The 24,550-nt window shown below is 72.0% G+C and carries 21 protein-coding genes and 4 pseudogenes; 15 read left to right on the top strand and 10 right to left on the bottom strand.

Translation table 11 applies throughout. The features are described 5' to 3' along the window. Window positions 1–16: 16 nt before the first annotated feature. The 6 genes from SRB17_RS11545 to SRB17_RS11520 all read left to right on the top strand — a co-directional run bounded on the left by SRB17_RS11545 (window position 17) and on the right by SRB17_RS11520 (window position 8,537). Window positions 17–1,225, top strand: a complete 1,209-nt coding sequence (locus SRB17_RS11545) for an EfeM/EfeO family lipoprotein (RefSeq protein WP_153537362.1) — start codon at window positions 17–19, stop codon at window positions 1,223–1,225. Further along, window positions 1,222–2,460, top strand: a complete 1,239-nt coding sequence (gene efeB, locus SRB17_RS11540; RefSeq protein WP_323375302.1) for an iron uptake transporter deferrochelatase/peroxidase subunit — start codon at window positions 1,222–1,224, stop codon at window positions 2,458–2,460. Before SRB17_RS11545 ends, efeB begins: the two co-directional genes overlap by 4 nt. Before the next feature lie 176 nt (window positions 2,461–2,636). After that, window positions 2,637–4,478: a phospholipase C gene (locus SRB17_RS11535; RefSeq protein WP_153537360.1), complete on the top strand. Its 1,842-nt coding sequence runs from the start codon at window positions 2,637–2,639 to the stop codon at window positions 4,476–4,478. Between the two features lie 109 nt (window positions 4,479–4,587). Then, window positions 4,588–5,589 carry an aminoglycoside phosphotransferase family protein gene (locus SRB17_RS11530; RefSeq protein ID WP_323375301.1) on the top strand — a complete coding sequence of 334 codons (1,002 nt, stop codon included), beginning with the start codon at window positions 4,588–4,590 and terminating at the stop codon, window positions 5,587–5,589. A 211-nt stretch (window positions 5,590–5,800) separates the two neighbouring features. Continuing rightward, on the top strand, window positions 5,801–6,826 hold the full coding sequence (locus tag SRB17_RS46105) for a hypothetical protein (protein ID WP_228395945.1): 1,026 nt from the start codon (window positions 5,801–5,803) through the stop codon (window positions 6,824–6,826). A gap of 157 nt (window positions 6,827–6,983) precedes the next feature. Beyond that, the gene (locus SRB17_RS11520; RefSeq protein ID WP_323375300.1) at window positions 6,984–8,537 is read left to right on the top strand and encodes a N,N-dimethylformamidase beta subunit family domain-containing protein; all 1,554 of its coding nucleotides are present in this window, start codon (window positions 6,984–6,986) and stop codon (window positions 8,535–8,537) included. A gap of 53 nt (window positions 8,538–8,590) precedes the next feature. On the opposite strand, the gene SRB17_RS11515 is transcribed toward SRB17_RS11520, so the two are convergent. Beyond that, window positions 8,591–8,779, bottom strand: a complete 189-nt coding sequence (locus SRB17_RS11515) for a hypothetical protein (protein ID WP_153537356.1) — start codon at window positions 8,777–8,779, stop codon at window positions 8,591–8,593. A gap of 194 nt (window positions 8,780–8,973) precedes the next feature. After that, the gene (locus tag SRB17_RS45360) at window positions 8,974–9,870 is read right to left on the bottom strand and encodes an alpha/beta fold hydrolase (protein WP_194293968.1); all 897 of its coding nucleotides are present in this window, start codon (window positions 9,868–9,870) and stop codon (window positions 8,974–8,976) included. A gap of 384 nt (window positions 9,871–10,254) precedes the next feature. Here SRB17_RS45360 and SRB17_RS45355 point away from each other — a divergent pair, with 384 nt between their 5' ends. Then, window positions 10,255–10,761, top strand: a complete 507-nt coding sequence (locus SRB17_RS45355) for a hypothetical protein (protein ID WP_194293967.1) — start codon at window positions 10,255–10,257, stop codon at window positions 10,759–10,761. On the opposite strand, the gene SRB17_RS11505 is transcribed toward SRB17_RS45355, so the two are convergent. Further along, the gene (locus tag SRB17_RS11505) at window positions 10,738–11,271 is read right to left on the bottom strand and encodes an RNA polymerase sigma factor (protein ID WP_323375299.1); all 534 of its coding nucleotides are present in this window, start codon (window positions 11,269–11,271) and stop codon (window positions 10,738–10,740) included. The genes SRB17_RS45355 and SRB17_RS11505 overlap by 24 nt on opposite strands. Before the next feature lie 359 nt (window positions 11,272–11,630). Between SRB17_RS11505 and SRB17_RS11500 the strand changes: the two genes are divergently transcribed. Next, window positions 11,631–12,197, top strand: a complete 567-nt coding sequence (locus SRB17_RS11500; protein ID WP_153537352.1) for an RNA polymerase sigma factor — start codon at window positions 11,631–11,633, stop codon at window positions 12,195–12,197. Between the two features lie 341 nt (window positions 12,198–12,538). After that, on the top strand, window positions 12,539–12,928 hold the full coding sequence (locus SRB17_RS11495; RefSeq protein ID WP_153538254.1) for a VOC family protein: 390 nt from the start codon (window positions 12,539–12,541) through the stop codon (window positions 12,926–12,928). Window positions 12,929–12,937: 9 nt separating this feature from the next. Here the strand turns inward: SRB17_RS11495 and SRB17_RS11490 are convergent, their stop codons facing one another. Then, a complete protein-coding gene (locus SRB17_RS11490; RefSeq protein WP_153537350.1) occupies window positions 12,938–13,630 on the bottom strand; it encodes an NAD(P)-dependent oxidoreductase in 693 nt (230 codons plus the stop codon). A 170-nt stretch (window positions 13,631–13,800) separates the two neighbouring features. Here SRB17_RS11490 and sigJ point away from each other — a divergent pair, with 170 nt between their 5' ends. Then, complete coding sequence (gene sigJ, locus SRB17_RS11485) at window positions 13,801–14,760, top strand: RNA polymerase sigma factor SigJ (RefSeq protein WP_153537348.1); 960 nt, start codon at window positions 13,801–13,803, stop codon at window positions 14,758–14,760. Window positions 14,761–14,801: 41 nt separating this feature from the next. Here sigJ and SRB17_RS11480 read toward each other — a convergent pair. Further along, window positions 14,802–15,355 (bottom strand): annotated as a pseudogene (locus SRB17_RS11480) (right-handed parallel beta-helix repeat-containing protein); the annotation flags it as partial. 156 nt (window positions 15,356–15,511) lie between these two features. Between SRB17_RS11480 and SRB17_RS11475 the strand changes: the two are divergent. Beyond that, window positions 15,512–15,812, top strand: a pseudogene (locus SRB17_RS11475) (GlcG/HbpS family heme-binding protein); the annotation flags it as partial. A gap of 271 nt (window positions 15,813–16,083) precedes the next feature. On the opposite strand, the gene SRB17_RS11470 reads toward SRB17_RS11475, so the two are convergent. The 4 genes from SRB17_RS11470 to SRB17_RS11455 all read right to left on the bottom strand — a co-directional run bounded on the left by SRB17_RS11470 (window position 16,084) and on the right by SRB17_RS11455 (window position 20,478). Next, window positions 16,084–16,797, bottom strand: a complete 714-nt coding sequence (locus SRB17_RS11470) for a DUF4232 domain-containing protein (RefSeq protein ID WP_153537346.1) — start codon at window positions 16,795–16,797, stop codon at window positions 16,084–16,086. 227 nt (window positions 16,798–17,024) lie between these two features. Next, the gene (katG, locus tag SRB17_RS11465; protein ID WP_153537344.1) at window positions 17,025–19,256 is read right to left on the bottom strand and encodes a catalase/peroxidase HPI; all 2,232 of its coding nucleotides are present in this window, start codon (window positions 19,254–19,256) and stop codon (window positions 17,025–17,027) included. Between the two features lie 33 nt (window positions 19,257–19,289). Continuing rightward, window positions 19,290–19,727, bottom strand: a complete 438-nt coding sequence (locus SRB17_RS11460) for a Fur family transcriptional regulator (RefSeq protein WP_153537342.1) — start codon at window positions 19,725–19,727, stop codon at window positions 19,290–19,292. 433 nt (window positions 19,728–20,160) lie between these two features. Then, on the bottom strand, window positions 20,161–20,478 hold the full coding sequence (locus SRB17_RS11455) for a hypothetical protein (protein ID WP_153537340.1): 318 nt from the start codon (window positions 20,476–20,478) through the stop codon (window positions 20,161–20,163). Window positions 20,479–21,179: 701 nt separating this feature from the next. On the opposite strand from SRB17_RS11455, the gene SRB17_RS11450 reads away from it, so the two are divergent. Then, complete coding sequence (locus SRB17_RS11450; protein ID WP_153537338.1) at window positions 21,180–22,208, top strand: Ku protein; 1,029 nt, start codon at window positions 21,180–21,182, stop codon at window positions 22,206–22,208. Between the two features lie 9 nt (window positions 22,209–22,217). Here the strand turns inward: SRB17_RS11450 and SRB17_RS11445 are convergent. Continuing rightward, window positions 22,218–22,373 (bottom strand): annotated as a pseudogene (locus SRB17_RS11445) (LacI family transcriptional regulator); the annotation flags it as partial. 35 nt (window positions 22,374–22,408) lie between these two features. On the opposite strand from SRB17_RS11445, the pseudogene SRB17_RS47990 reads away from it, so the two are divergent. The 3 genes and pseudogenes from SRB17_RS47990 to SRB17_RS11435 all read left to right on the top strand — a co-directional run. After that, a pseudogene (locus SRB17_RS47990) lies at window positions 22,409–22,528 on the top strand (MFS transporter); the annotation flags it as partial. Continuing rightward, complete coding sequence (locus SRB17_RS11440) at window positions 22,474–23,613, top strand: Gfo/Idh/MocA family oxidoreductase (protein WP_323375298.1); 1,140 nt, start codon at window positions 22,474–22,476, stop codon at window positions 23,611–23,613. The pseudogene SRB17_RS47990 and the gene SRB17_RS11440, both read left to right, overlap by 55 nt. After that, a complete protein-coding gene (locus SRB17_RS11435) occupies window positions 23,610–24,479 on the top strand; it encodes a sugar phosphate isomerase/epimerase (RefSeq protein ID WP_323375297.1) in 870 nt (289 codons plus the stop codon). The genes SRB17_RS11440 and SRB17_RS11435 overlap by 4 nt, the downstream gene beginning before the upstream one ends. The last annotated feature ends 71 nt before the right edge of the window (window positions 24,480–24,550 follow it).

Raw genomic sequence — 24,550 nt, 5'->3', positions numbered from 1 at the left:
TCCGGAAAGGCTCGCCATGCCGTTGCCTCGCCTCGGCACGCGGTCCGCTCGTCTCCGGACGGCGCCCGCCGTGTTCGTCGCCCTCGCCGCGGCCCTCGCGGGCACGCTGACGGCCTGTTCGCTCGGCGGCCGGCAGCACAACGGGACCGCGGGCGCCCCGTCGGCACACGTCGTCGTCGACGTGTCGGAGAGCCACTGCGGCCGCGGCTGGACCCGGCCCGAACCCGGCGTGCGGACGTTCGACCTGCACAACTCCTCCGACGGCGCCGCCGAGGTCTACCTGGAGGACCCGGGCAGCCAGGTGGTGTACGGCGAGGTGGAGGGCATCGGGCCCGGTACGACACGGCAGTTGACGGTCCGGCTGGGCAAGGGGGCCTACGCCTTCAAGTGCGTGCCCGACGACGCCGACGCAGTCACCGGCCCCACCGTGCGCATCACCGGCGGACGGCGCGGCCCGGGCGCCGCGCCGGTCTCGGAGCACGACCTGATCCCGCCCGCCCTCACCTACCAGAAGTGGGTCGGCACCGGGCTCGACGACGTCGTCCGGCTGACGGCGAAGCTCAAGGACGCGATCGACCGGGGTGACCTCGCCGGCGCACGGTCGGCCTGGCTGCCGGCGCATCTGGAGTACGAGCGGCTGGGCGCGGCGTACGACGCCTTCGGGGACGCGGACGCGGCGATCAACGGCACCGACGCCGGCCTGCCCGGCGGGGTGCACGACAAGGACTTCGCCGGGTTCCACCGCCTGGAGTACGGGCTGTGGCACGGCGAGCCTGCCGACGGGCTGCGCGCCCCGGCGGCGGCGCTGGTCAAAGCGGTGACCCGGCTGCGGGACAGCTGGTCGCAGACCCGTATGGACCCCGCCCAGCTGGGGCTGCGCGCGCACGAGATCCTGGAGAACACCGTGCAGTTCGAGCTGACCGGCCGCACCGACTACGGCAGTGGCAGCAACCTCGCCACGGCCCGCGCCAACCTCGACGGCACCCGCGAGGTGCTGTCCCGGCTGAGGCCCGTGCTGGCGGCCCGGTACGCCGGACTTCCTGACCTCCAGAAGGAGCTGGACCGAGCCCAGGACACCCTCGACGGGTTCCACCACCGCGATTCCTGGACCCCGCTGGACCGTCTCGGCCGTACCCAGCGGGAAGACGTGAACGCGGTGCTCGGCGACCTGGTCGAGCGCCTGGCCTCGGTGGCCACCCTGTGCGACCCCCGGAGGACCGTGTGAGCGACCGTGCGACCAGCGCCGAACGACCCGACGGACTGGGCCGGCGCGGCTTCCTGCGCGGCGCCGCCCTGGCCGGGGCCGGCCTCGCCACCAGCGCCGCCGCCCCCGAGCAGTCGCCGGCAGCCACGACGGCGTCCGTCGCCCCCTTCCACGGCGCGCACCAGGCCTCGGCCATCGCGGCCCCGCGCCGCTGTTGCGTGTTCGCCTCCCTCGACGTGACCGCCCGGAACCGCGCCGAACTCGCCGACCTGCTGCGCACGCTCACCGACCGGGCCCGTTTCCTCACCTCGGGCGGTACGCCGTCCCCGGTGGGCATCACCGCCCCGCCGCCCGACTCGGGCGTCCTCGGCGACAGGCTGCCCTCCGGCCAGTTGGCCGTCACCGTCGGCGCCGGCGCCTCCCTCTTCGACGACCGGTACGGGCTGGCCGCGCTCAGGCCCCGGCGGCTGACCGCCATGCCCGCCTTCCCCGACGACGACCTCCGGGCCGACTGGTGCCACGGCGACCTCAGCCTCCAACTGCACGCCGACGAACCGGACACCGTCCTGCACGCGCTGCGCGACATAGCCCGGCACACCCGGGGTGCCGCGCAGGTCCGCTGGCGCCTCGACGGCTTCGCCAGCCCGCCCCGGCCCTCCGGAACTCCACGCAATCTGCTGGGGTTCAAGGACGGCACCGCCAACCCGGACGCCACCAGCGTCCGTGAGATGGACCGCCTGGTGTGGGTGGGCAAGGGCATGGGCGAGCCGGACTGGGCGGTCGGCGGCAGCTACCAGGTCGTCAGGCTGATCCGCATGCTGGTGGAGTTCTGGGACCGGGTCTCGCTCAGCGAGCAGGAGCGGATGTTCGGGCGGGCCAAGGAGTCCGGGGCGCCGCTGGACGGCGACCGCGAGCACGACACGCCGAAGTTCGCCGACGACCCCAAGGGTGACGTCATCCCACTGGACGCGCACATGCGGCTCGCCAACCCGCGCACCCCGGCCACCGCCGACCAGCGCCTGCTGCGCCGCGCGTACAACTACGACCGGGGCATGGACGCCAACGGCAACCTCGACATGGGCCTGCTGTTCACCTGCTACCAGCAGGACCTGAAGCGGCAGTTCGAGACGGTGCAACACCGGCTGAAGGGCGAGCCGCTGACGGACTACATCAGCCCGTTCGGCGGCGGCTACTTCTTCGCGCTGCCCGGCGTACGGGACGCCCAGGACTGGTACGGGCGCGCCCTGTTCGGCTGAACCTGTCCGGACAACTCGGCCGCCACATGGGTCAACACACAGTCAAGTTTTGCCCTGGTATCCCTGACTCGGTGTTCACCCGCGCGCCATCATGGCTCCGCCGACGCGCCCCGCAACGGGCGCAGCATCCCTGCTCGTACGACGCACAGACGTTCTGTCCAAAGGGGTAGACCATCATGGCCAGCAGAGGAAGACGAGCCGCGATGCGGAGCCTGGGCGCGCTCGCGGGAGCCGCGGCGCTCACCGTGCTCGGCAGCAACGCGCCCGGCTGGGCGGCGGCGCCCGCCGCGGCGCAGGGCGGGCACTCGTCGACCGTGACGCCGATCAAGCACGTCGTCGTGCTCTTCGACGAGAACATCTCCTTCGACCACTACTTCGCCACGTACCCGAAGGCCGCCAACACCGACGGCACGAAGTTCACCGCGTCGAAGAACACCCCGAAGGACATCGACACCCTCGCGCACGCCGGGCTGCTGACGAAGAACCCGAACCAGTACGCGCCGAAGCGGCTGTCGCCGTCGCAGGCGATGACCTGCGACCAGAACCACAACTACGGCGCCGAGCAGCTCGCGTACAACGGCGGCAAGGCCGACCAGTTCGTGCAGAACACCGAGGTCGACAAGTGCAGCGGCGGCCTGTTCGGCGAGCCCGGCCTGGTCATGGACTACTACGACGGCAACACCGTGACCGCGCTGTGGAACTACGCCCAGCACTACTCGCTGAGCGACCGCTCCTACAGCTCGAACTACGGCCCCTCCACACCCGGCGCGCTGAACCTGGTCTCCGGCAACACGCACGGCGTCATCTCCATGGACCCCTCCACCGGCACCGACAACCCCAAGCAGACCTCGAAGCCGGACTCGTACACCGTCCAGTCGCCCGACGCCAAGGGTGTCGGCACGGTGATCAACGACCCCGACCCGGCCTACGACGACTGCTCCGGCAAGGACCACACCAGCACCAACGCGCTGGCGTCGATGCAGGGCAAGAACATCGGTGACCTGCTCAACACCAAGAAGGTGAGCTGGGGCTGGTTCCAGGGCGGCTTCCGTCCGTCGACCGCGTGGAACGGCACGTCCGGCTCGTACGCCAAGTGCGACACCACGCACACCAATCTGGGCGGCGCCGCCGTGGCGGACTACAGCCCGCACCACAATCCGTTCGCGTACTACAAGTCGACGGCGAACCCGCACCACCTGGCGCCGAAGTCCGTCTCGGAGATCGGCCACAACGGTCGGGCCAACCACAACTACGACCTGACCGACTTCTCCGCCGCGCTGAAGGCGGGCAAGCTCCCGGCCGTCAGCTTCGTCAAGGCCGGTGAGTACCAGGACGGCCACGCCGGCTACTCCGACCCCACCGACGAGCAGCACTTCCTGGTGAACCAGATCAACGCGATCCAGAGCTCGCCGCAGTGGAAGTCCACCGCGATCGTGGTCGCCTACGACGACTCCGACGGCTGGTACGACCACGCCTACGTCGCCCCGAAGAACGGCTCGACGGACACCTCCCTCGGCTCCAACGGCAAGGCCACCGACAGCCCGGCCTGCCAGAAGGGCCCGAAGGCGGCCGGCGGTTATGCCGACCGCTGCGGCCCCGGCACCCGCCAGCCGCTGCTCGTCATCTCGCCGTACAGCAAGGTCAACAAGGTCGACCACACCCTGACGAACCAGGCGTCCATCACCCGGTTCATCGAGGACAACTGGTGCACCGGCCGCATCGGCGACCACTCCTTCGACGCGACGTCCGGCTCCCTGGCGGGCATGTTCGACTTCCGGCACCCGAACAACAAGCAGGTGCTGCTGAACTCCGACGGCTCGGTCAGGCATGTCGGCCCGGTCCAGGACGTCGCCCCGGTGTCCACCAGCATCACCCCCGGCCCGGCGATGCAGAACACGGCCGCGTCGACCGACGCCTCGGGCTTCCCGACCCTCCCGGTCGGCCTCGGCGTGGGCGCCCTGCTGGCCGCGGGTGCGACCGGCACGTACCTGACGCTGCGCCGCAAGCAGCAGGCCTGATCCCGCAGTCCGGCACACAGTGACGCGCTCCCGGTCGGTGACCGGGAGCGCGTTCGTGTGCCGGCGAAATGGGTGGCCGGCTCGCCGGTCGTGATGTTGAGATGGCCTGGTGCAACATGAGTTCTCGATCGTCGTGGACCGGAGCAGATACCAGTACGCGCCGACTCCGTGGGAGCGGGAGTCATGGCGGGCCTCGGCCCTCGACTGGGTGGCGGAGCAGCTCGCCGTACGGGGCCTGCGGGCAAGCGGTGAGCTGCGGGTGCGGCTGCGGCCGTGGTCCGTACTGATGCGGGTGCCCGTCGAGGGACGGGACGTCGTCTGGTTCAAGGCGAATCCGCCGGCCAGCGCCTTCGAGGGCCCGTTGACCGCCGCACTGGCCCGCTGGGTGCCGGAGCATGTGCTCCGGCCGCTGGCCGTCGACGCCGGGCGTGCATGGATCCTGCTGCCCGACGGAGGAGAGCTGTTCCGCGACGTGCTCGCCCGGAAGCCGGTCGAGCCGCGGACCTGGGAGGAGCTGCTGGGCCGGTACGCGAGCCTGCAGCGGGCCCTCTCCCCGCACGCGCGCGAGATCGAGCGGCTCGGGGTGCCCGCCACCCGGACCGCTGACCTGCCCGAGGTGTTCGACGAACTGCTCGCGGGGAGCGCCGCGCTGCCTCCGGAGGCACGCGAGCGGCTGGAGCTGCTGCGCCCCCGGCTCGCGGACTGGTGCGCCGAACTCGCCTCGCTCGGCGTCGAGGACACCCTCGACCACGCGGACCTGCACGACGGCCAGCTGTTCCATCCGGCGCCGGACCGGTTCACCTTCTTCGACTGGGGCGACGCGGTCGTTTCACACCCGTTCTGCAGCCTGCGGGTCCCCGCCGAGAAGGCGCGCGCACGCTACGGGGCGCAGGTCGTGCCCCGGCTGCTCGACGCCTATCTGGAGCCCTGGACGGACGCCGGCCACACACCCGCGGACCTGCGCCGCGCCGCACACCTCGCCTGGCGCCTGAGCGTCCTGGGCCGCGCCGCGTCCTGGGGCCGCACGTTCCCCGACGCGTCGGGCACCGGCCCCGGTTCCGAACACAGCTCCGCGTCTCTGCTGGAGATCTTCAACGACCCGCCTTTCTAGGAGAGTTGGGCCGTGCGCCCGGATCGGTCAGGGCGCCGGGCTGCCGACTGCCGAGGGCCGAGGAGCGGCGGCTGCGGGTGCCGAGGCGGGGCGGCCGGCCGGTCGACGGTGGGTGCCGACGTGTCGTAGCCGGATCGAGCGCCCCACCCGCCCGATGCCCGCGCTCGCTCGCGCTCGCCGCACCCGTGCCGCGCGGCGGACACTGGGCCGTATGACCCGCGCTCGTACGCCCGCCGCTCCCCCGCCCGGCCGCCGTACCGTGCTGGCGGCCCTCGCCGGTGCCGCGCTCGGCGCGGCGGGGTGTTCCGGCCCTACGACCCCGGCCACGCGCCCGTCCCCTACACCCCCGCACGCTCACCCGTCCCAGAGGTCGACAGCCGGCACCGGCTCGCCGTCGCCCTCCCCCGCTCTGCCGCGCACCACCCCTTGGCGGCCCACGTCCGCCGAAGTGCAACCGGCCGCGAAGCTGCGCGCCGTGCAGTTGGTGGAGGCGATCGGCGCCTGGGCCGACGGGCACGGCGGCGCGGCGGCGGCGCGGGCGAGGGTCGCGGCGCTCGCACTGCCGACGGCCCTCGTCGGCCAGGCAGGGCCGCTGCTGACGACGGCCGACCAGGCGGCGCTGCAGGTCGTGGACGCGCAGTACGGCGGGATCCTGTCCAGATCGGCCAGCGTGCTGGTGGTGTGCCGGCAGTGGACCCGGCGCGCCGGCACGGTCAGCGCCGGCGGCACGACGGTCGACGTGCGCCTCTCCCGGTCGGGTTCCGGCTGGACGGTCGACGCCCTGCATCCGGCGCACCCGGGACCGGCCGCCCGGTCGCCGGCACCGGAGATCCGGAGCGTGCTGTCCGACGGCCGGATCGTGCTGCCGCCCGCCGCCGCGGCGGACCTGCGCAGTGGTCGGGTGCACACCAGCGTGGCGAAGGCGATGCTCGCGCTGGCACGGTCGTACCGGCTGGAGGTGAGCGTCGTCCGCTCCGGGCATCCGCTGGACGTGTTCGGCACCAGCCGGCCCAGCGACCATCCGCGAGGCCGGGCCTTCGACGTGTGGCGGATCGACGGTCACGCGGTCGTCGATCCGGCGACTCCGCGCGGTCTGATCGAGCGGTTCATGCGGGACGCGGCGGCCGCCGGATCGTACAACGTGGGTGGTCCCGTGCTGCTGTCGGGCGGCAGTGCCGGTCAGTTCTTCAGCGACGCCACCCATCACGACCATGTGCACATCGGGTTCCGTACCTGACCGCACCGCCGCGGCGTCACCCGTTCGGCCGTACCGCCGGCAGGCCCCGCCAGGCGGGCTCGCGCGGCCCGCCGGCCGGTGTTCCCCCCGACTCCGCCGGTTGCGCCCGCCGCGCGGGCGCCGGGACGCTGGAGCCGACAGCACCCCGGGAGGTGAAGTGGCTCCGGCACACGGCACCACGCCGTCGGACGGCCTCGGCCGCCGGCGCTTTCTCGTCCTGAGCGCAGGCCTGGGCCTGGGCACGGCCGCCGCGTGTACGGCGGCACCGCCGCATCCGCACTCCACCGCGGCCCCCGACCGGCGGTTGCGGCCCGAGGCGGAGCGGGACGCCCCGGGCACCGCCGACTGGCGTCTGGCCTCCACCGGCCCGCCGGACGCGGTGGCCGGCTACCCGGACCGGGTGAGCGTGACGCCGGGCGAGCCGTTCGGGCTGCATGTGTCCACCACCGCCGCCGCGTTCCGGGTCTCCGCGTTCCGGGTCGGCTGGTACGGCGGCCGGCAGGCCCGCCGGATCTGGACGTCCGAGCGCATACCCGGCCGCGCCCAGCCGGCGCCGCGCGTGCTGACCGCGACCCGCACGGTGCGCGCCGACTGGCCGTTGACGCTGCCGGTGGACACCTCGGGCTGGCCGGAGGGCGCCTATCTGCTGCGACTGGAGGCGGACACCGGCCACCAGCGTTACGTCCCGCTCATCGTCCGCTCCACCGACGGCGCGGGCCGTACGGTCCTGCTGCACGCCCCGGCCACCTGGCAGGCGTACAACCGCTGGGGCGGCAGCAGCCTCTACAACGGCGCGTCCGGCGCCTACGCCACCCGCTCGCTCGCGGTGAGCTTCGACCGCCCCTACGACGGCGACGGCGCCGAGAAGTTCCGGGTCTACGAGTGGGCCCTGGTGGTGCTGGCCGAGCGCCTCGGCATCCCGCTCGCCTACACCACCGGCGTGGACGTCCACCGCGACCCCGGGGTGCTGCGCGGCGCGCACGCCGTCGTCTGCCTGGGCCACGACGAGTACTGGACGCCGGAGCAGCGGGCTCATGTGACCGCCGCCCGGGACGCGGGGACGAACATCGCCTTCCTCGGCGCGAACACCTGCTTCCGCCGGGTCCGGCTGGAGGCCGGGGACGGCGCGGACGACCGCACGGTGGTCTGCTACAAGACCGACTATCGCGCCGACCCCTGCTACGGCTCCCACCCCGCGCTCGTCACCACCGACTACCGTCTCCCGCCGGCCGCGGATCCCGAATCCTCCCTGACCGGTGTGCTCTACGAGGGCTATCCGGTCGACGCCCCCTATGTGGTGCGGGCCGCCGACCACTGGCTGTACGAGGGCACCGGCGCACGTTCCGGCGACGGCTTCGCCCATCTCGTCGGAGTGGAGTACGACCGGATCACCCCCGGCGCTCCCACCCCAGGCCCGCTGGAGATCATCGCGCACTCGCCGCTGGTCTGCGGGGGGCGGGCCAGCCACAGCGACTCGGCGTACTACACGGCCTCCGGTGGAGCCGGCGTGTTCGCGACCGGCACCATGCGCTGGGTGGAGGGTCTCGTCGCCGGGACCGGCATGTTCGGGCGCGACCACGGCATGGACGCCCGCACCCGCGCCTTCGTCACCCGCACCACGGAGAACCTGCTGCGCACGTTCGCGAAGGGCCCCGCGGCCCGACACGCCCCGCCGCCGCGCGCCAACGTCCGTACGGTGTACGGGGCCTGAGGTCAGGACGGCGGGGTGCCGCCGGTCGCGTTGTACATGCGCCGAAAGACCGGTCAGCCCATCGCGGCGTGAGGTCCGCCCGAGCGCAGGTGGTCCCTGCGGGCGTTGTTGTAGATCCGCAGGAGGTGCTTGGCGACGGCACAGGCCGCGCCGTCGGCATGGCACTGACGGCAGGTCCGCATGTGCTGCTCATAGGTGAGGCGCGCGTTTTCCAACGCGTCGTTGAGAGAGGACTGGGACATCTCGGCATCTCCGGGCAGGGCGCGTCCTGGGACTGCGCAAAGCTGACTGACTGGTACACCCGGAACCCAGGTGATCATGTTACTGGCGGTACTGGGAAACCGCCGGGCGCACGTGCCGATCCTTGTCCGGTTCCGCACTGCTCGGCGCCCGGTGCCCACGGGGTCTGCCCGGCGTCGGTGGTGACCGGAAAGGGTCAGTGGCCGCCGGAGAAGAGGGCCACGGCTGCCTCGGCCACCAGAGCGGGGCGTTCCTCGTGGAGGTGGTGACCGCAGCCGGGGACCACCTCGACCCGGAGGTCGTCGGCGTGCCGGCCGGCGTCCGTGATGACGCTCGGCGGGAGCATGAAGTCCCGCTCGCCGGCGAGAATCACGGTCGGTGTGGTCAGCCGGAGCTTCCTGTACCGGCCGAGGACCAGCTTGGCGATGTCCCGCAGGGCGAACGCGCGGTGCAGGGCCTCGCCGGCCCGCGCCCGGCCGGGCTCCTGGCTGGAGCGCACGAACTCGTCCATGGCCTGCGGTGTCCACACCGCCTGCTCGGCCACGCCCTTGCGCATCAGGTAGCGCGTGAAGCCGGGCCGCCGGCGCAGCATCCAGCGGCCGAGCAGCGGCTGTTCCAGCAGTGCCGTGTACCAGAACCGCCAGGACTGGGCCATGAGCCGCCGGTGCATCGGCCACGGGTGCATCATGTTCAGCGCCAGGAAGTGGCGGATCCGCTCGGGTGCCTGGAGACACACGTGGAAGCCGGTCCAGGCGCCCCAGTCGTGCCCGATGAGGTGGACCCGGTCCAGACCCAGTTCGTCGAGGAGGCCGAGCACGTCGGCCACCCTGGTGTCGGTGTCGTAGCCGTGGCCCGGTGTGTCGGACCAGCCGAATCCGCGCTGGTCCACGCACAGCAGCCGGTACCGGCCGGACAGCAGCGGGATCAACCGCCGCCAGCCGTACCAGTGCTGGGGGAAGCCGTGCAGCAGGACGACGGGGTCTCCTCGGCCGGCCTCCGCGACATGCAGACGGACGCCACGCACGCTGACGTAGCGGTGATGGACGCCGTCCGGTTCGGGCAGCGACGGGGTGCTGTGCTCCACGGTCTCCACGAGGGCTCCAGGGGACGTCGGGGTCGGTGATCGGTCTGTCAGGAGTCGCAGGAAGGACGAAAGGTTCCGTCGGATCCCGTCGGACCCTCGTACGGAACGTCTACGGGTCCCGGCTCCTCCTGATCCAGCGCGGCTCGATGCAGCCCAGTAGCCCTCGACGGAGGAGCAGAACGTGCCAAGAAGGCGAGGCCCCACCGCGGTCGGGGGAATGGTCACCCAGCGGGAGCGTGCCCCCGCTGCTTCCCTGTGGCTGAGGGGCAGTCGGTACCCTGGCCTCTCGGACACAAAGAGGCGACTCGACGCCGATACACCCTCTGATCCACCTTGCCTTGACCATGTGGGGGTCGGTGCGGCCCGTCTCGCGACGCAGAGGGAGCGACAGGGATGACCGGTTCGGGGGGCAGCGGCTGGCCGACTGCCGAGCTGGACGCGGTGCGCCGTCTGAAGGTCATCGCGTCCGCCGCCGGGCAGCACGCGTCGTTCGCCGAGCGCCGTTTCGACGCGTCCCTGGACGAGTTGTGGTCGGTCGCCTCGGATCTGGAGAACGAACTCCCCGTGATCGTCGGGGGTGTGCGCTCCTTCACCATCACGCGGTCCGCGGGTGAGCGGCTGTCGGGTGAGGCCGTGGGCAGAGGCGGGTTCCGGGAGCAGTTCGACGTCGTCCTGCGGCCCGGCTGGTGCCTGATGCAGGGCAGGGTGCTGACGAGCGGCATGGCCGCCACCGCGGACGGCGACGGCTGCCGGTTCGCCTTCTTCACCAGCCTGCGGCTGCCCGGCGGCGGCCTCCTCGACCGGCTGCGCGGCCCGTGGTCCGCACGGCGGGCCGAGGCGATACTCGACCGGCTCGGGGAGCGGGTGGCCGTCCGGTCAGCCCCAGGCCGACCGGAATGACCGCCTGGCCCGGAACAGCCGGGATCTGACGGTCCCCACCGGTATCTCCAGCAGGGCGGACACCTCCTGTTCGCTGAGCCCCTCGACGTGACGGAGCATCAGCACCACCCGATGCTCGGGCGCGAGCCGGTACAGGGCGTCGGCGAGGTCGGAGGCCAGGTGGAGGTCTGCGGAGGCGGGCGGCTCCTCCCACTCGACGGGAACCGTCGGCTGCCGGCGTCGCCGCCCCGCGAACTTCAGGGCCTCGCGCACCGCGATCGTCCGGACCCAGCCGAGCAGCGCGGCGGGCTCCTTGAGCTGCCGGATGCCGCGGAACACCGTGATCAGGGTCTCCTGGGCCGCATCCGCGCCGTCCTGCAGCGCCACCGGGCCACAGATCCGGCCGACGTAGGGCGCGAGGACGCCCAGCAGTTCGTCCATGGCCAGCGCGTCGCCGCGCTGCGCTCCCTCGACCAGGCGGGCCAGCAGGTGCGGATCGTACGGTGTGCTCGCGTTGCCCTCCTTCTTCACCGCATCCCCGCTTCCGGCTCCGTGGAGTCCGCGGCGGAAGAGGAGGGAGGGAACGCAATGCGCCTTCTTCCGCCGAGGCAGCGCAGACCCATGAAATCGACACCCCCCGGTTGATGGCGAATTGACCGCTCACGCATCCTAGGCGGCGGCGGAGTCGACGCCCACGGCGGGCGTCTTCCACAACCGGACAGCGGCGTCGCGCGGCCGGTGCACCCCCCCGGCCCGGCATTGAATTCAAGCCAGAGCTCAAAGTACCGGGAGTACCTGGCCGTTCCCGCCCCTCCTTCCCACCGAGGCTCCCGCACGGACGCCGGCTTGGCGTCGCTGGAGCCTCGACGACCAGGGGAGGAGAACGACAGATGACAAGCACGCGAGCAGGCACCGTCCAGCAGAGCCCGCCGTCCCGGCCGACCGCACCGGAGGATCCATGGTCCGCCGCGGCCCCGCTCGTCCTGGCGGCGCAGTCCGGTGACGCCATGGCACTCGACGATCTGCTGAGCCTGCTCACCCCGTATGTGAGCAGGCTGTGCCGGCCGATCGCCCTGCACAACAGCGCCGACGCCGTCCAGGAGGCGCTGATCGCCGTCTTCCAGGGCCTGCCGCGGCTCAAGGATCCGCGCGCACTGTACGCGTGGGTGCGCACGATCACCGTGCGCGAGGCGGTGCGGGTGGCCCGCCGGGCCGAACGCGAGACACCTGTGGGCGAGTTCGACGACATCGCCTGGCCGTGCAGTCCCGAACTGGCCGTCGACGTACGGGACGTGCTGCGGCGCCTGTCCACCGAGCACCGGGCGGTCCTGGTCCTGCGCGAACTGGAGGGCCTGGACGAGCGGACGGCGAGCGACATGCTCGACATCGCCTGCGGCACGCTGAAGTCCCGGCTGCACCGTGCCCGACACAGCTTCCGAAAGGCGTGGCCGCGGTGAACCCGAACCCGCCGGCGGCCGAACGCGACCCGGTGCGGCGCCTGCGCGTCCTGGCCCCGGGGCTGCATGCCGTCATGTGCGCGGACGACGCCCGGCGACGAACTCGCCGAGTCCCGGTGGGGTTGGCCGTCACCGGCGGGCACGTGGTGCACCGGCGTGCCTGGCCGAGCCCGTCAGCGGTGCGTCAGCGCGCGGTCACCGGCTCGGCAGGACCCGCGACACGCCGTCGAGGAGCCGTCGACGCGCCGTCGCGTCCCCGGTTAGGATCGCCGGCGGCATCGCGTGCCGGTCACCGGCCGGGTGAGGCATGGAGGTGCCAGGACATGCCGTGGAGGCATTCCTTGCCGGTCCAGTTCAACCACACCATCGTCCATGCCCGGGACAACCGGGAGTCCGCCGAGTTCTTCACCGGAGTGCTCGGTCTCGAGATCACCGCGGAATGGGGCCCGTTCGTCGCGGTCGCCCTTGCCAACGGTGTCACCCTGGACTTCGCCACCGTTCCCGAGGAACACATCACCCCCCAGCACTACGCCTTCCTGATCTCCGAGGAGGAGTTCGACGCCGCTTACGCGCGGATCGTCGAGCGCGGCATCGAGCACTACGCCGACCCGCACCAAAAGCAGCCCGGCACGATCAACCACAATGACGGCGGCCGCGGCGTCTACTTCATGGACCCCGTCGGCCACGCCATGGAGCTGATCACCGTCCCCTACGGCGGCCGGCCCTCCTGACCGGGCGCTTCACCTGCCGAACCCCTCCTTCTTGACGAGGTCGAGGAAGCGCGGGGTGCCCTCGGTGGTGCGTACGTCGAGAAAGGCCCGCGCATGCCCGTCGGTGACGGCCTCGCGCACCAGCGCGTGCGCGAGGTCGGCACGGGAGGTGAACCGCCCCGGCAGCCGGCCGGAGTCCAGCCGGTAGTCGCTGACCTCGCTCGTGTCGAAGAGGCCGGCGGGCCGCAGCACCGTCCAGTCGTGACCGCTCGCACGCACGATCTCCTCCATGCGGCGCATGTCGTCGTAGACCGTGCGGCCGACGACCCGCGCGAAGAAGGGCTCGAGCACCTTCCGGAAGAAGACGCCCTCACCGGGCGCCGGCACGTCGAACAGGACGGTGGAGGTGACGCACACCAAGCGTCGCACGCCGTGCCGGGTCATGGCCCGGGTGATGTGGGTGAGGCCCGTCGAGTACACCGTGACGGGGGCCCGGCCGTAGGGGACGCCGAGGGTGGAGATCACCGCGTCGTGGCCGGGGACGACGCGGTCGACCGCCGCCCCGTCCAGGACGTCGGCCTCCGCGACCCGTAGGCGGGGGTGGTCGAGCGGGAAGGTGTCGGGGTGGCGGGTCACGGCGGTGACGGTGTGTCCGGCGGCGGTCGCCTGCTCGGTGACCTGCCGTCCGGTCGGCCCGTTCGCGCCGAAGACGACGAGTCGCATGGGCTGCTCCTTCGCTGCGTGGTGCTGCTGGCGTGGACCGAGAGGGCCGGGAGGGCGGCGAGTGTGACAGCGCGGGCGCGGGATGAGACCTACGGCACATATCCGCACCCGAATGTCACACTCCGAGGACCCGGGCCCCTCTGGGTGGGCAGACGTCGTGAGGAGAAGTCATGGCCGACCACCGGACGCCCGCGGGGACGGACACCGCCACCCAGGCGTTCCTCGACCACCGCGAGCTGCTCTTCGCGGTGGCGTACAACATGCTGGGCACCGTCACCGACACCGAGGACGTGCTGCAGGAGACCTGGCTGTCCTGGGCGGGGCGTGCGGGTGCCGAGAAGGCGGGACAGGCGGCGGAGATCGAGCATCCGCGGGCCTACCTCGTGCGGATCACCGTGCGGCACGCGCTCGCCCGGCGGGCGCGGATCGCCCGGCGGCGCGAGACGTACGTCGGGCCGTGGCTGCCGGAGCCGCTGCTCACCGACGGCCCTGCCGGTCCGGCCGCCGGCGAGGACGCGTCCGAGGGTGCGGTGCGCGCCGAATCGGTGTCGCTGGCCATGCTGGTCGTGCTGGAGACCCTGACCCCGCTGGAGCGGGCGGTGTTCGTCCTGCACGAGGTGTTCGGCTACGCGCACACCGAGATCGCGGACATCCTCGGCCGCAGCCCCGTGGCCGTACGGCAGCTGGCGCACCGCGCCCGGTCCCATGTGCGCGCCCGGCGCCCCCGCTACCAGGCCCATCCCCGGGTCCGGCGGCAGGCGACGGAACGGTTCGTGGCCGCCGCGCTCGGCGGGGACCTCGGGGCGCTGCTGGAGATCCTGGCGCCGGAGGCCACGCTGTGGACGGACGGCGGCGGCAAGGCGCAGGCGGCACCGCGGCCGATCCGCGGCCGGGACAAGGTGGCACGGGCGCTGACCGGCTACGCCGCGCGTTCCGCGGCGGACCTGGAGTTCCAGCACCGGGACGTCAACGGCGACGCGGCCGTGGTCGTGTTCGAGGACGGCGCCCCGCACGCGGTGATGGTCATGGACCTGGACCCGGACGGCGCGCATGTCCGCGAGGTCTACCTGGTCACGAACCCGGACAAGCTCTCGGCCCTGGACCCGGGCGAGCCGCGCCATGACGTCTAGGCGTGGGCGAGCGGGACGCCGCCACAATGCGGCGCACCGTGTTACGGGTTCACGACCGTGCCGCCGAAGGTCACCGTGAGGTGCCCGTCGGAGGCGAAGGACCAGCCGAGGGCGCCGGAGTACGAGGAGCAGCGGGAGCCGTTCGTACCGGTCCAGAACTGGTTGGAGCTGTCGGCGTCGCCGGAGATCTTGTCGTTCGAGCCGCTGACGGCGAAGCGGCACGAGGTGTTGCTGCGGAACACCGAAGTGCCCGCGTCGAAGGCGAAGTTGCGCTCGGTGTTGTCGATGCCGGCGTTGTTGGAGATGGTCATCGTGCCGGGGTTGCTGTTGTAGGTGAACCCGTGGTGGCCGTTGTTGCAGGCGATGTCGTGCCGCACGATGTGGTTGACCGCGATGTCGTCGCCGCCGAGCTTGTAGCCGTTGCGGTCGCCGTTCTGTTCTGCGTGCCGTCGGTGAGCGTGCCGTTGCCGTACGACAGGGAGTACTCGATGGTCACCGGGCCGATGGCGCCGGTGTCGGTCTTGGTGTACAGGTCCCAGCCGTCGCCGATGTTGTTGTGGGAGACGTCGTAGCGGAAGACGTTCCCGGTGCCGGTACCTCGCGATCGGGGTTGCGGGGCGGGAGGCGTTCGAAGCGCTGCGGAGGTGAGGGGGCCGTTCGCGTGAACGCCGTTGGGGTGCGGGCGTCGGGCGACAGCGGGTGCTCGGGTGCTCGCGCGGTTCCCCGCACCCCTCACGGGGCGCCGCCCCCCGTCGACCGCAATGGCAACACGCTGGTCACCCTGCGCGTGGACGGGACGGGCCCGCAGTCGTACGAGTCCGCGCAGCGCAAGGTGTTCACCGCCGGGTCCTGGAACGCGCCCACGTCGGAGCCGGCCGAGCGGCTCGAGCAGGCGCCCGGCCTGCAGGCCATCCCGGGCACGCTGTTCCTCACGGGCCCACGCCGGTAACCGGCAAGGGCGCCCCGGTCGCGGGCGTCGGTGTCGCGTGCGCCTGTCCGGTGAGCTGGACCAGAAGTACGCGCAGGCGGGTGCGGGGGTGCTCGGCCGCTGACCGGCCGAGGGCCCCGTCGTGCCCACCCCCGCCTCCGCGCCCCTGCGCGGCCGGGTACGCGCGGCCGCGGGCCGGCGGCGGCGCGTGCTGCGCCGGCCGACCGGGCCGTGGGACACCCACCGGGCCGGCCGGGTCACGGCGGCTGGACTTCCCTGCCCGGTCGCGTGTCGGCCCGGACGGCGGCGGCCTGCCCATGCCGTACGAGAGCGCACGGACGGAGCGGGCGTCCCAGGCAGACCTCCTGGCCGGGGCCGCCCGCCGGCCGCACCGGTCAGGCGGGCTTCGTCGCCGAGACCGCGGTCGCGGTGACCGTGTTGTCGCACTCGGCGAACTCGCCGTCCGACAGCGCGACCTGGTGCGCCCCCGCGCCGGGCAGCCCGACGACGAGCGTCGGGTAGACGGCTGGCTTCGCGCCGGACGCGCAGTAGCCGTCGCCCTCGCCCTGGACCTGGTGGAAGGCCAGCTTCGCCCATGCCTTGCCGGCCGGCGCGAGGCGCACGGCGGATGCGATGCCCGTGGGGGTCACCCGCAGGGGGATGTTGTGCTCGGGGGAGCCATTGCCCGCTCCGGCCACCGACGGGTGGCCCTGCAGGACGCACGGGTGCCCGGAGACGTTGGTGAACTCGACGATCGCGGCGCCCGTGCCGGTGCCGTCCGGGCGTTGGGCCGCCTGGCGGGCCGTCGCCGCCACGGCCGACGGCGAGCACGCCGGTGCCGTGCCGGCCGAGGTGTCGGAGGCCGGAGATGCCGGGGCACCCGAGGCGGTCGACGTGCCGCCGCCCGAGGTTCCCGGGGCCGACGGGGGGGCGGTGGTGGGGCTCGTGGTGGCGGGGGTGGTGCGGGAGGGGGTGGCGGAGACCGGGGTCGGGGAGGACGCCTTCGCCGACCCGTCGCCGTCGCCCGGCCCGCACGCCGTCAGCGTCAGTGCGGCGGCGATCACAGCCGTCGCCGACGCGGCGAGGCGGATGGTGTTGCGGTGGTGCATGTGGTCCCCCGATTCCGGTGGTTCGACCGGCTCGGTGCCGGTGCTCGCCGAGGGAGACAGAGCGGGGAGACTCCGGGTTTCCGCCGTGGATCGTCTGTGACGGTTGTGGATCTCCTGTGACGTTCCGGTGACGGGAGGCCGGTGACTGAAGGCCCGGCCCCTGGTCGAACGACGAGGGCGTACGGCCCGACCCCCGCGGGTCGGGCCGTACGCCCTCACAGCCGTGCTCAGACCAGGTCGAACCGGTCCGCGTTCATGACCTTGTCCCACGCGGCGACGAAGTCCTGCACGAACTTCTCCTTCGCGTCGTCGCTGGCGTAGACCTCGGCGAGGGCGCGCAGCTCGGAGTTGGAGCCGAAGACGAGGTCGGCACGGCTGCCGGCCCACTTCAGCTCGCCCGTGGCGGCGTCACGGCCCTCGAACGTGGTCTGGTCCTCGGTGGTCGACTTCCACGCCGTGCCCATGTCGAGCAGGTTGACGAAGAAGTCGTTGGTGAGGACGCCGGGCGTCTTCGTGAGGACGCCCAGCTGCGACTGCTGGTGGTTGGCGCCGAGGACGCGCAGACCGCCGACGAGCACCGTCATCTCGGGGGCGCTCAGGTCCAGCAGGTTCGCCCTGTCGACCAGCAGGAACTCCGCCGGCAGACGGTTGCCCTTGCCGAGGTAGTTGCGGAAGCCGTCCGCGGTCGGCTCCAGCGCCTCGAAGGACTCGGCGTCGGTGTGCTCCTCGGACGCGTCCACACGGCCCGGGGTGAAGGGCACCTCGACCTCGAAGCCGCCCTCCTTGGCGGCCTTCTCGACCGCGGCGACACCGCCGAGGACGATGAGGTCGGCCAGGGAGACCTTCTTGGCGCCGGAGGAGGCGTTGAACTCCTGCTGGACGTTCTCGAGGACGCGCAGCACCTGGGCCAGCTCGTCGGGCTCGTTGACCTCCCAGCCGCTCTGCGGGGCGAGTCGGATGCGGGCGCCGTTGGCACCGCCGCGCTTGTCGGTGGCGCGGAAGGTCGAGGCGGACGCCCACGCCGTGGTGACCAGCTGGGACACGGACAGGCCCGAGTCGAGCAGCTTGGTCTTCAGGGACGCGATGTCGACGTCGTCGATCAGCTCGCCCTCGCGCTCCGGCAGCGGGTCCTGCCAGATCAGGGTCTCCTCCGGGACCTCCGGGCCGAGGTACAACGACTTCGGGCCCATGTCACGGTGGGTGAGCTTGTACCAGGCGCGGGCGAAGGCGTCCGCGAACTCCTCCGGGTTCTCGTAGAACCGGCGGGAGATCGGCCCGTAGATCGGGTCGAAGCGCAGCGACAGGTCGGTCGTGAGCATGCCCGGCGCGATCTGCTTCGAGGAGTCGTGGGCGTGCGGGACGGTGCCCTCACCCGCGCCGTCCTTCGGCCGCCACTGCTTGGCGCCGGCCGGGGACTCGGTCAGCTCCCACTCGTATTCGAACAGGATCCGGAAGAAATTGTTGCTCCACTGGGTCGGCGTGTCGGTCCAGGTGACCTCCAGGCCGGAGCCGATGGCGTCCGCGCCCTTGCCGGTGCCGTGGGTGCTCTTCCAGCCGAGGCCCTGCTCCTCCAGGCCGGCGGCCTCGGGGTCGAGGCCGACCGCGTCGGCCGGACCGGCGCCGTGGGTCTTGCCGAAGGTGTGGCCACCCGCGATGAGGGCGACGGTCTCCTCGTCGTTCATGGCCATGCGGCGGAACGTCTCACGGATGTCGCGGGCCGCGGCCAGCGGGTCCGGGTTGCCGTTCGGGCCCTCGGGGTTGACGTAGATCAGGCCCATCTGGACGGCGCCGAGCGGGTTCTCCAGCTCGCGGTCGCCGGTGTAGCGCTTGTCGTCCAGCCAGGTGGTCTCGGGACCCCAGTAGACGTCCTCCTCCGCCTCCCAGACGTCGGCGCGGCCACCGCCGAAGCCGAAGGTGTCGAAGCCCATGGACTCCAGCGCCACGTTGCCGGCGAGGATCATCAGGTCGGCCCAGGAGATCTTCTGGCCGTACTTCTTCTTCACCGGCCACAGCAGTCGGCGGGCCTTGTCCAGGTTGACGTTGTCGGGCCAGCTGTTCAGCGGGGCGAAGCGCTGCTGGCCGGCGCCGGCGCCGCCACGGCCGTCGCTGACGCGGTAGGTGCCCGCGCTGTGCCAGGCCATACGGATGATCAGCGGGCCGTAGTGGCCGAAGTCGGCGGGCCACCAGTCCTGCGAGGTGGTCAGCACCTCGGCGATGTCCTGCTTCAGGGCCGGAAGGTCGACGCTCTTGAACGCCTCGGCGTAGTCGAACTCCTCGCCGAGCGGGTTCGTCACGGGCGGGTTCTTGGAAAGAATCTTCAGGTTGAGCCGCTCCGGCCACCACTGGCGGTTGCCACCGCCCTGGGTCGGGTGCAGGGCCCGGTCATGGGCGACGGGGCAGCCACCGCTCGCCCCCTGCGCCTTCGCGTCTGTGACGATCGCGTCGTGGTTCTCAGTCATGGCAATCCTTCCGAACTGTGCGGAACTCGGTGCTCAGGAACTGCGGCCGGTGGAGCAGTCGGGGCAGATGCCCCAGTAGACGACTTCGGCCTCGTCGATGGCGAAGCCGCGGTCGTCGGAGGCGGTCAGACAGGGCGCGTCGCCGACCGCGCAGTCGACGTCGGCGACGGCACCGCACGACCGGCACACGATGTGGTGGTGGTTGTCCCCCACGCGTCCCTCGTACCGGGCCGGGTGACCGGCCGGCTCGATGCGGCGGACGAGGCCCGCCGCGGTGAGGGCGTGAAGGGCCTCGTAGACGGCTTGCAGGGAGATGTGGCCCACGCGGGTGCGTACCCCGGAGGCGATCGCCTCGACGCCGAGGTGGTCGCCGGCCCGGACGGTCTCCAGCAGCGCGACGCGGGCTGCCGTCACGCGCAGGCCGGCACCGCGGAGTTCCTCGGCGGTGGTCGGGGTCGGGGAGGCGGTCATGGGGCCGAACCTACCCTCATAAACACGAGTGATTCAAGAAAACGAACGATGCAATTCAGGTCGCATCGCGTCGGTGGCCGTCCACCTGCGCGCCACCTGCACGTCCGCCTCGACGCCCGCCCGGGCGTTTGCGTTCACGTTTGCCTTCGTCCAGGGCTCAGCCTCGGTTGTCCGTGCACACGGGTCGCGGGGCGCGACGGGCTCGGGCGGTGCGGCGACCGTCCCGGCGATCGGCCCGGCAATCGATCACGGGATGGGTTCGCGGGAAGGTCGGGTACGGATCGGCTGATGGACGGGCCGGCGGAGCGGGGAGTGGGACGGCGGGCGGGTCGGGGGCCGGTGCGGGGGCATACCCGCATCATGTGGCCCCGGATCGGCGACGGCGGCGCGGCAAGCCGGACGGTCCTCCGAACGGGTGGGCCGGTGTACGTGCCTACGCCCGGTCGGGCCGACGGCCGGTCCGGGCGCGCCCGCAGCGGCGGGCCAGGCCGTGGAAGGCCTCCTTGGGCTCCCCGTGCAAGCCGGAGTCGGGGGCGTCCGGGCGGTCCTCGATGGTCTTGGTGACGGCGTAGCTCGCCATCGCCGCGCACACGTCCATCGAGGAGACGTCGAGGAGTTGCATGAGAAGCTCCGCCTGGGTGCGCTCGCTGCGGACCGGACCGCTCTTGGTCTCCGGCGACTTCTCGACGTAGGCACACGTGCCGAACTCCATGACGGCCGGCGGCTTGCCCCACCGCAGACAGCCGTTCAACTCCCTTGTGCAGTCGGCCTTGAGGGAGAAGCACGATCCCGGGCACGAACAGCCAGAACTCACAGCCCACGCCGAGGTCCACGGCCGCCCCATGCTTGCGCAGCCGCTCCGCGAACCGGCGGGTCTCGGCGAGGTGTTCCAGGATGCCCTGAAGGCCGTACCCTCCCTCCTCCGCATACGGTCGCCCTGCCGGGCCCGGCCGCACCGGCGCCGTCCGACGCAAGGTGGGGCCGACACCGAAAGGCGGGGCCCTCCGACGCCGAAAGTCGCGCCTGCCACCACCCGCGTCCGCCCCACCATGATCCCGCGCGCCCCACCCGGACGAGTCACCGCATGACGCACATAATCGGCAACGAGTGAGAAACTCGGACCCCGTCACCAAGTGGCCGTCGAGAGGGACGCTGGTGGACCTGGACGCCGTCGCCGACGAGTTGTACGGGCTGCGGCCGGAGGCGGTCCCGTACCGACGAGCAGGAGGCAGGGGACCGCGCCAAGGACGCCGACCGCGCCGTACGGGAGGCCCGGCGCCACGCCGAGAAGACCGCGGCCCAGGCGGAGCGACTGGCCGGCACCCGTACCGAGCGCGCGTCCCCGGGCCGGGCGCACCGGCGGTGACGGGACAGCACCACAGCGCACGGCGGACCGCTTCAGATGACCGAACACAGAACGAACGGCCGCCCCACGACGGGAGGCGAGGAGCCATGGCGAGACCGATCTGGACCGGTGTCCTGACCTTCGGGCTGGTCACCATGCCCGTGGGCCTGTACACCGCCACCGAGGACCACACCGTGCACTTCCACCAGCTCCAGCGCGGCACCTCGGACCGGATCCGCAACAAGCGGGTCAACGAGCGCACCGGCAAGGAGGTCGACACCGACCGGATCGTCAAGGGCTACGAGATCGACGAGGGCGAGTACGTCGTCGTGGAGCCGCAGGAGCTGGAGGAGATCGCGCCCGGGCGGTCGAAGGTGATCGACCTCGCCGGGTTCGTCGACCTGCACCAGGTCGAGCCGGTGTACTTCGCCCGCACGTACTACGTCGGCCCGCGCGGCAAGGAGTACGTGAAGGTGTACGAGCTGATGCGGTCGGCGCTGGACCGCTCGGACAAGGCCGGGATCGCCACGCTCATCATGCGCGGCAAGGAGTATCTGACCGCGTTGCGCGCGCAGCCGGGCGTTCTCGTCCTGCACACCCTGCACTGGGCCGACGAGGTGCGCGACCCCGCCGACGTGGTGCCCGAACTGCCCGCGCGGCGCACGAAGAGCGACAGCAAGGAGCTGCGGACGGCCGAGCAGCTGATCGACGCCCTCACCATCGACTGGGACCCCACCGGCTATCACGACACCTACGAGGAACGCGTCAAGAAACTCGTCGTGGCGAAGCGGGAGGGCGAGGAGGTCGTCGGCGAACCGGAGCCGCCGGAGGCGACCAACGTCATCGACCTCATGGACGTCCTCAGCCGGAGCGTCGAGCAGGGCCGCTCCCGGGGTCGCAAGGGCGGCAGGGGGAAACGGGCCACCGCAAAAGAACCGGCCACCACTAAGAAGCAGGCCACCGCCAGGAAGCAGGCCTCCGCCAAGAAGCGGGCCGCCGGCCGGAAGGAGGCCGAGGACCTGGGGTCCCTGTCCAAGGCCGAGCTGTACGAGCGGGCGAGCGACGCGGGCGTACCGGGCCGGTCGAAGATGACGCGGGATCAGCTCGTCAAGGCCCTTGCGAGGAAAGCGGCTTGACCACCGTGCTCACCGGATTCCGGCCGGTGGCGGGCCGCTTGTCCCTCGCGCGACCAGTTTCGGGTTTCGGGTCAACTCGGCCTCCCTGGGCTCCAGTTCCGGCTCCTCCAGACGCTGGACGGCGAAGCGGACCGCGTGTTCGGCCATCAGCGACCTTCCTCGCCTTCCAGCAGGGCGCGATCTCGCCGGTGACCTGGCTGATGCTGTCGGAGATCTTCCCGATGCGGATGCGCGGTTTCGGCATGGGCGTCGCGGCGGTGGTGCTGTGGCTGACGAACTTCGTCATCGGCCTGGTCTTCCCGTCCCTGGTGTCCGCGATCGGCGTCTCCGGCACGTTCTTCCTCTTCGTGGTGGCGGGGACCTTCTCGTTCACCTTCGTCAGGCCTGCGTCCCCGAGACCAAGGGCCGCACCCTCGAATCCCTCGAATCCCTCGAATCCGAACTCCGGGCGCGCTTCACCGTCACTGGCGCCCGCGTCACCGCAGTCACGGACATCGACGCCGCCCGCGCCGAGGAGACGGCGGCGCCCGCCGGCGCCCGGGTGCTGCCCGACGGCGCCGCCGTGGTCGCGGCCGACGACGTGGACGCCGTCCTCGTGACGTCCTGGGGCCCGACCCACGCCGAGCACGTGCTGAACGCGATTGCCGCCGGGAAGCCGGTGTTCTGCGAGAAGCCCCTCGGCACCACCGCAGAGGACTGTCTGAAGATCGTCGCGGCGGAGCAGGCGCACGGCCGCCGCCTGGTGCAGGTCGGCTTCATGCGCCGCTACGACGCCGGCTACCGGCAGCTGAAGCAGGTCATCGACTCCGGCCGGATCGGCGAGCCGCTGATCGTGCACTGCGCCCACCGCAACCCGACCGTCCCGGAGTCGTACACCTCGGCGATGGCCGCCCTGGACACGGCCGTGCACGAGGTGGACGTGCTGCGCTGGCTGCTGGACGACGAAATCGTCTCCACCCGGGTGGTCACCCCGCGCGCGACGAGCAAGCGGTTCGAGCACCTCGAGGACCCCCCGATCATGCTCTTCGAGGGCGCCAAGGGCGTCCGCATCGACCTGGAGGTCTTCGTCAACTGCCAGTACGGCTACGACATCCAGTGCGAGGCGGTCGGCGAGGAGGGACTCGTACGGCTGCCGGACCCGGCCGCGGTCGCCGTGCGCACCGGCGGCCGGCACAGCACCGAGGTGCTGACGGACTGGGTGGGCCGCTTCGCGGACGCCTTCGACACCGAGTTCCGCGAGTGGATCGGGAACCTGGCCGCCGGGCGCGAGCCCACCGGGCCGTCGGCCTGGGACGGCTACGCCGCCACCGTCATCACCAGCGCGACGGTCGAGGCCCTGGAGTCGGGCCGGGTCGTCGCCACGGACGTCGAGCCCCGCCCCGCGTTCTACGGAGGTGCCGCGTGAAGATCGCCCTCGACCCGTACATGTTCCGCGCCCTGCCGATCGACGACATAGTGCGCACGGTGGCCGAACTCGGCTACGAATGCATCGAGTTGTCCCCGTGCGACGACTTCATGCCGTTCTTCCTGCACCCGCGGGCGGACGGCGCGCGCGTCGCGGAGCTGAAGAAGTCCCTGCGCACGCACGGGGTGCGGCTGTCCTCCGTGCTGCCGCTGCACAAGTGGTCCTCGCCCGACGAGACCGAGCGGCAGGCGGCCGTCCGCTACTGGAAGCGGATGATCCAGATCACCGCGGACCTCGAATGCCCGCTGATGAACTCGGAGTTCAACGGCCGCCCCGAGCGGGCGGCGGAGAGCGAGGCCGCGTTCTGGCGCTCGCTGGAGGAGCTGCTGCCGCTGTTCGAGCGGGAGGGCATGGCGCTGAACCTGGAGGCGCACCCGGACGACTTCTGCGAGGAGAACACGCCCGCGGTCGACCTGGTCCGCGCGACCGACAAGCCGTGGGTGAACTACCTGTACTGCGCCCCGCACTCCTTCCACCTGTCGGGCCAGGACACGACGGCGGACATCGCGGCGATGATGCGTTACGCGGGCGACAAGCTGCGGCACGTGCGCATCGCGGACTCCTTCAACCACAAGGGTTCCTCCGGCCTGCGCTACATCCTCAACCCGCCCGGCACCCCGGCCCGGATCCACCAGCACCTGGACATAGGGCAGGGCGAGGTCGACTGGGCGGCGTTCTTCGGCACCCTGCGGGAGCTGAGGTTCGACGGCGTGGCCACGGCCTGTGTGTTCGCCTGGGAGGAGCGGGCCCGGGAGTCCTCGGCGTTCATGCTGGAGCGGATCACCAAGGAACTGGCCGCGAGCTGATCAAGGAGGTGCGTGGGGCGTCACTCGTACGGGTGCACCCGGTCCGGCCGTCCGTGGCATCCGCAGAGCTC

This window comes from Streptomyces sp. RB17 (genome assembly GCF_009604455.1).
Lineage (GTDB): Bacteria > Actinomycetota > Actinomycetes > Streptomycetales > Streptomycetaceae > Streptomyces.
The sequence above is the reverse complement of the archived record's forward strand: the minus strand, read 5'-3'. Positions and strand labels throughout refer to the sequence as shown.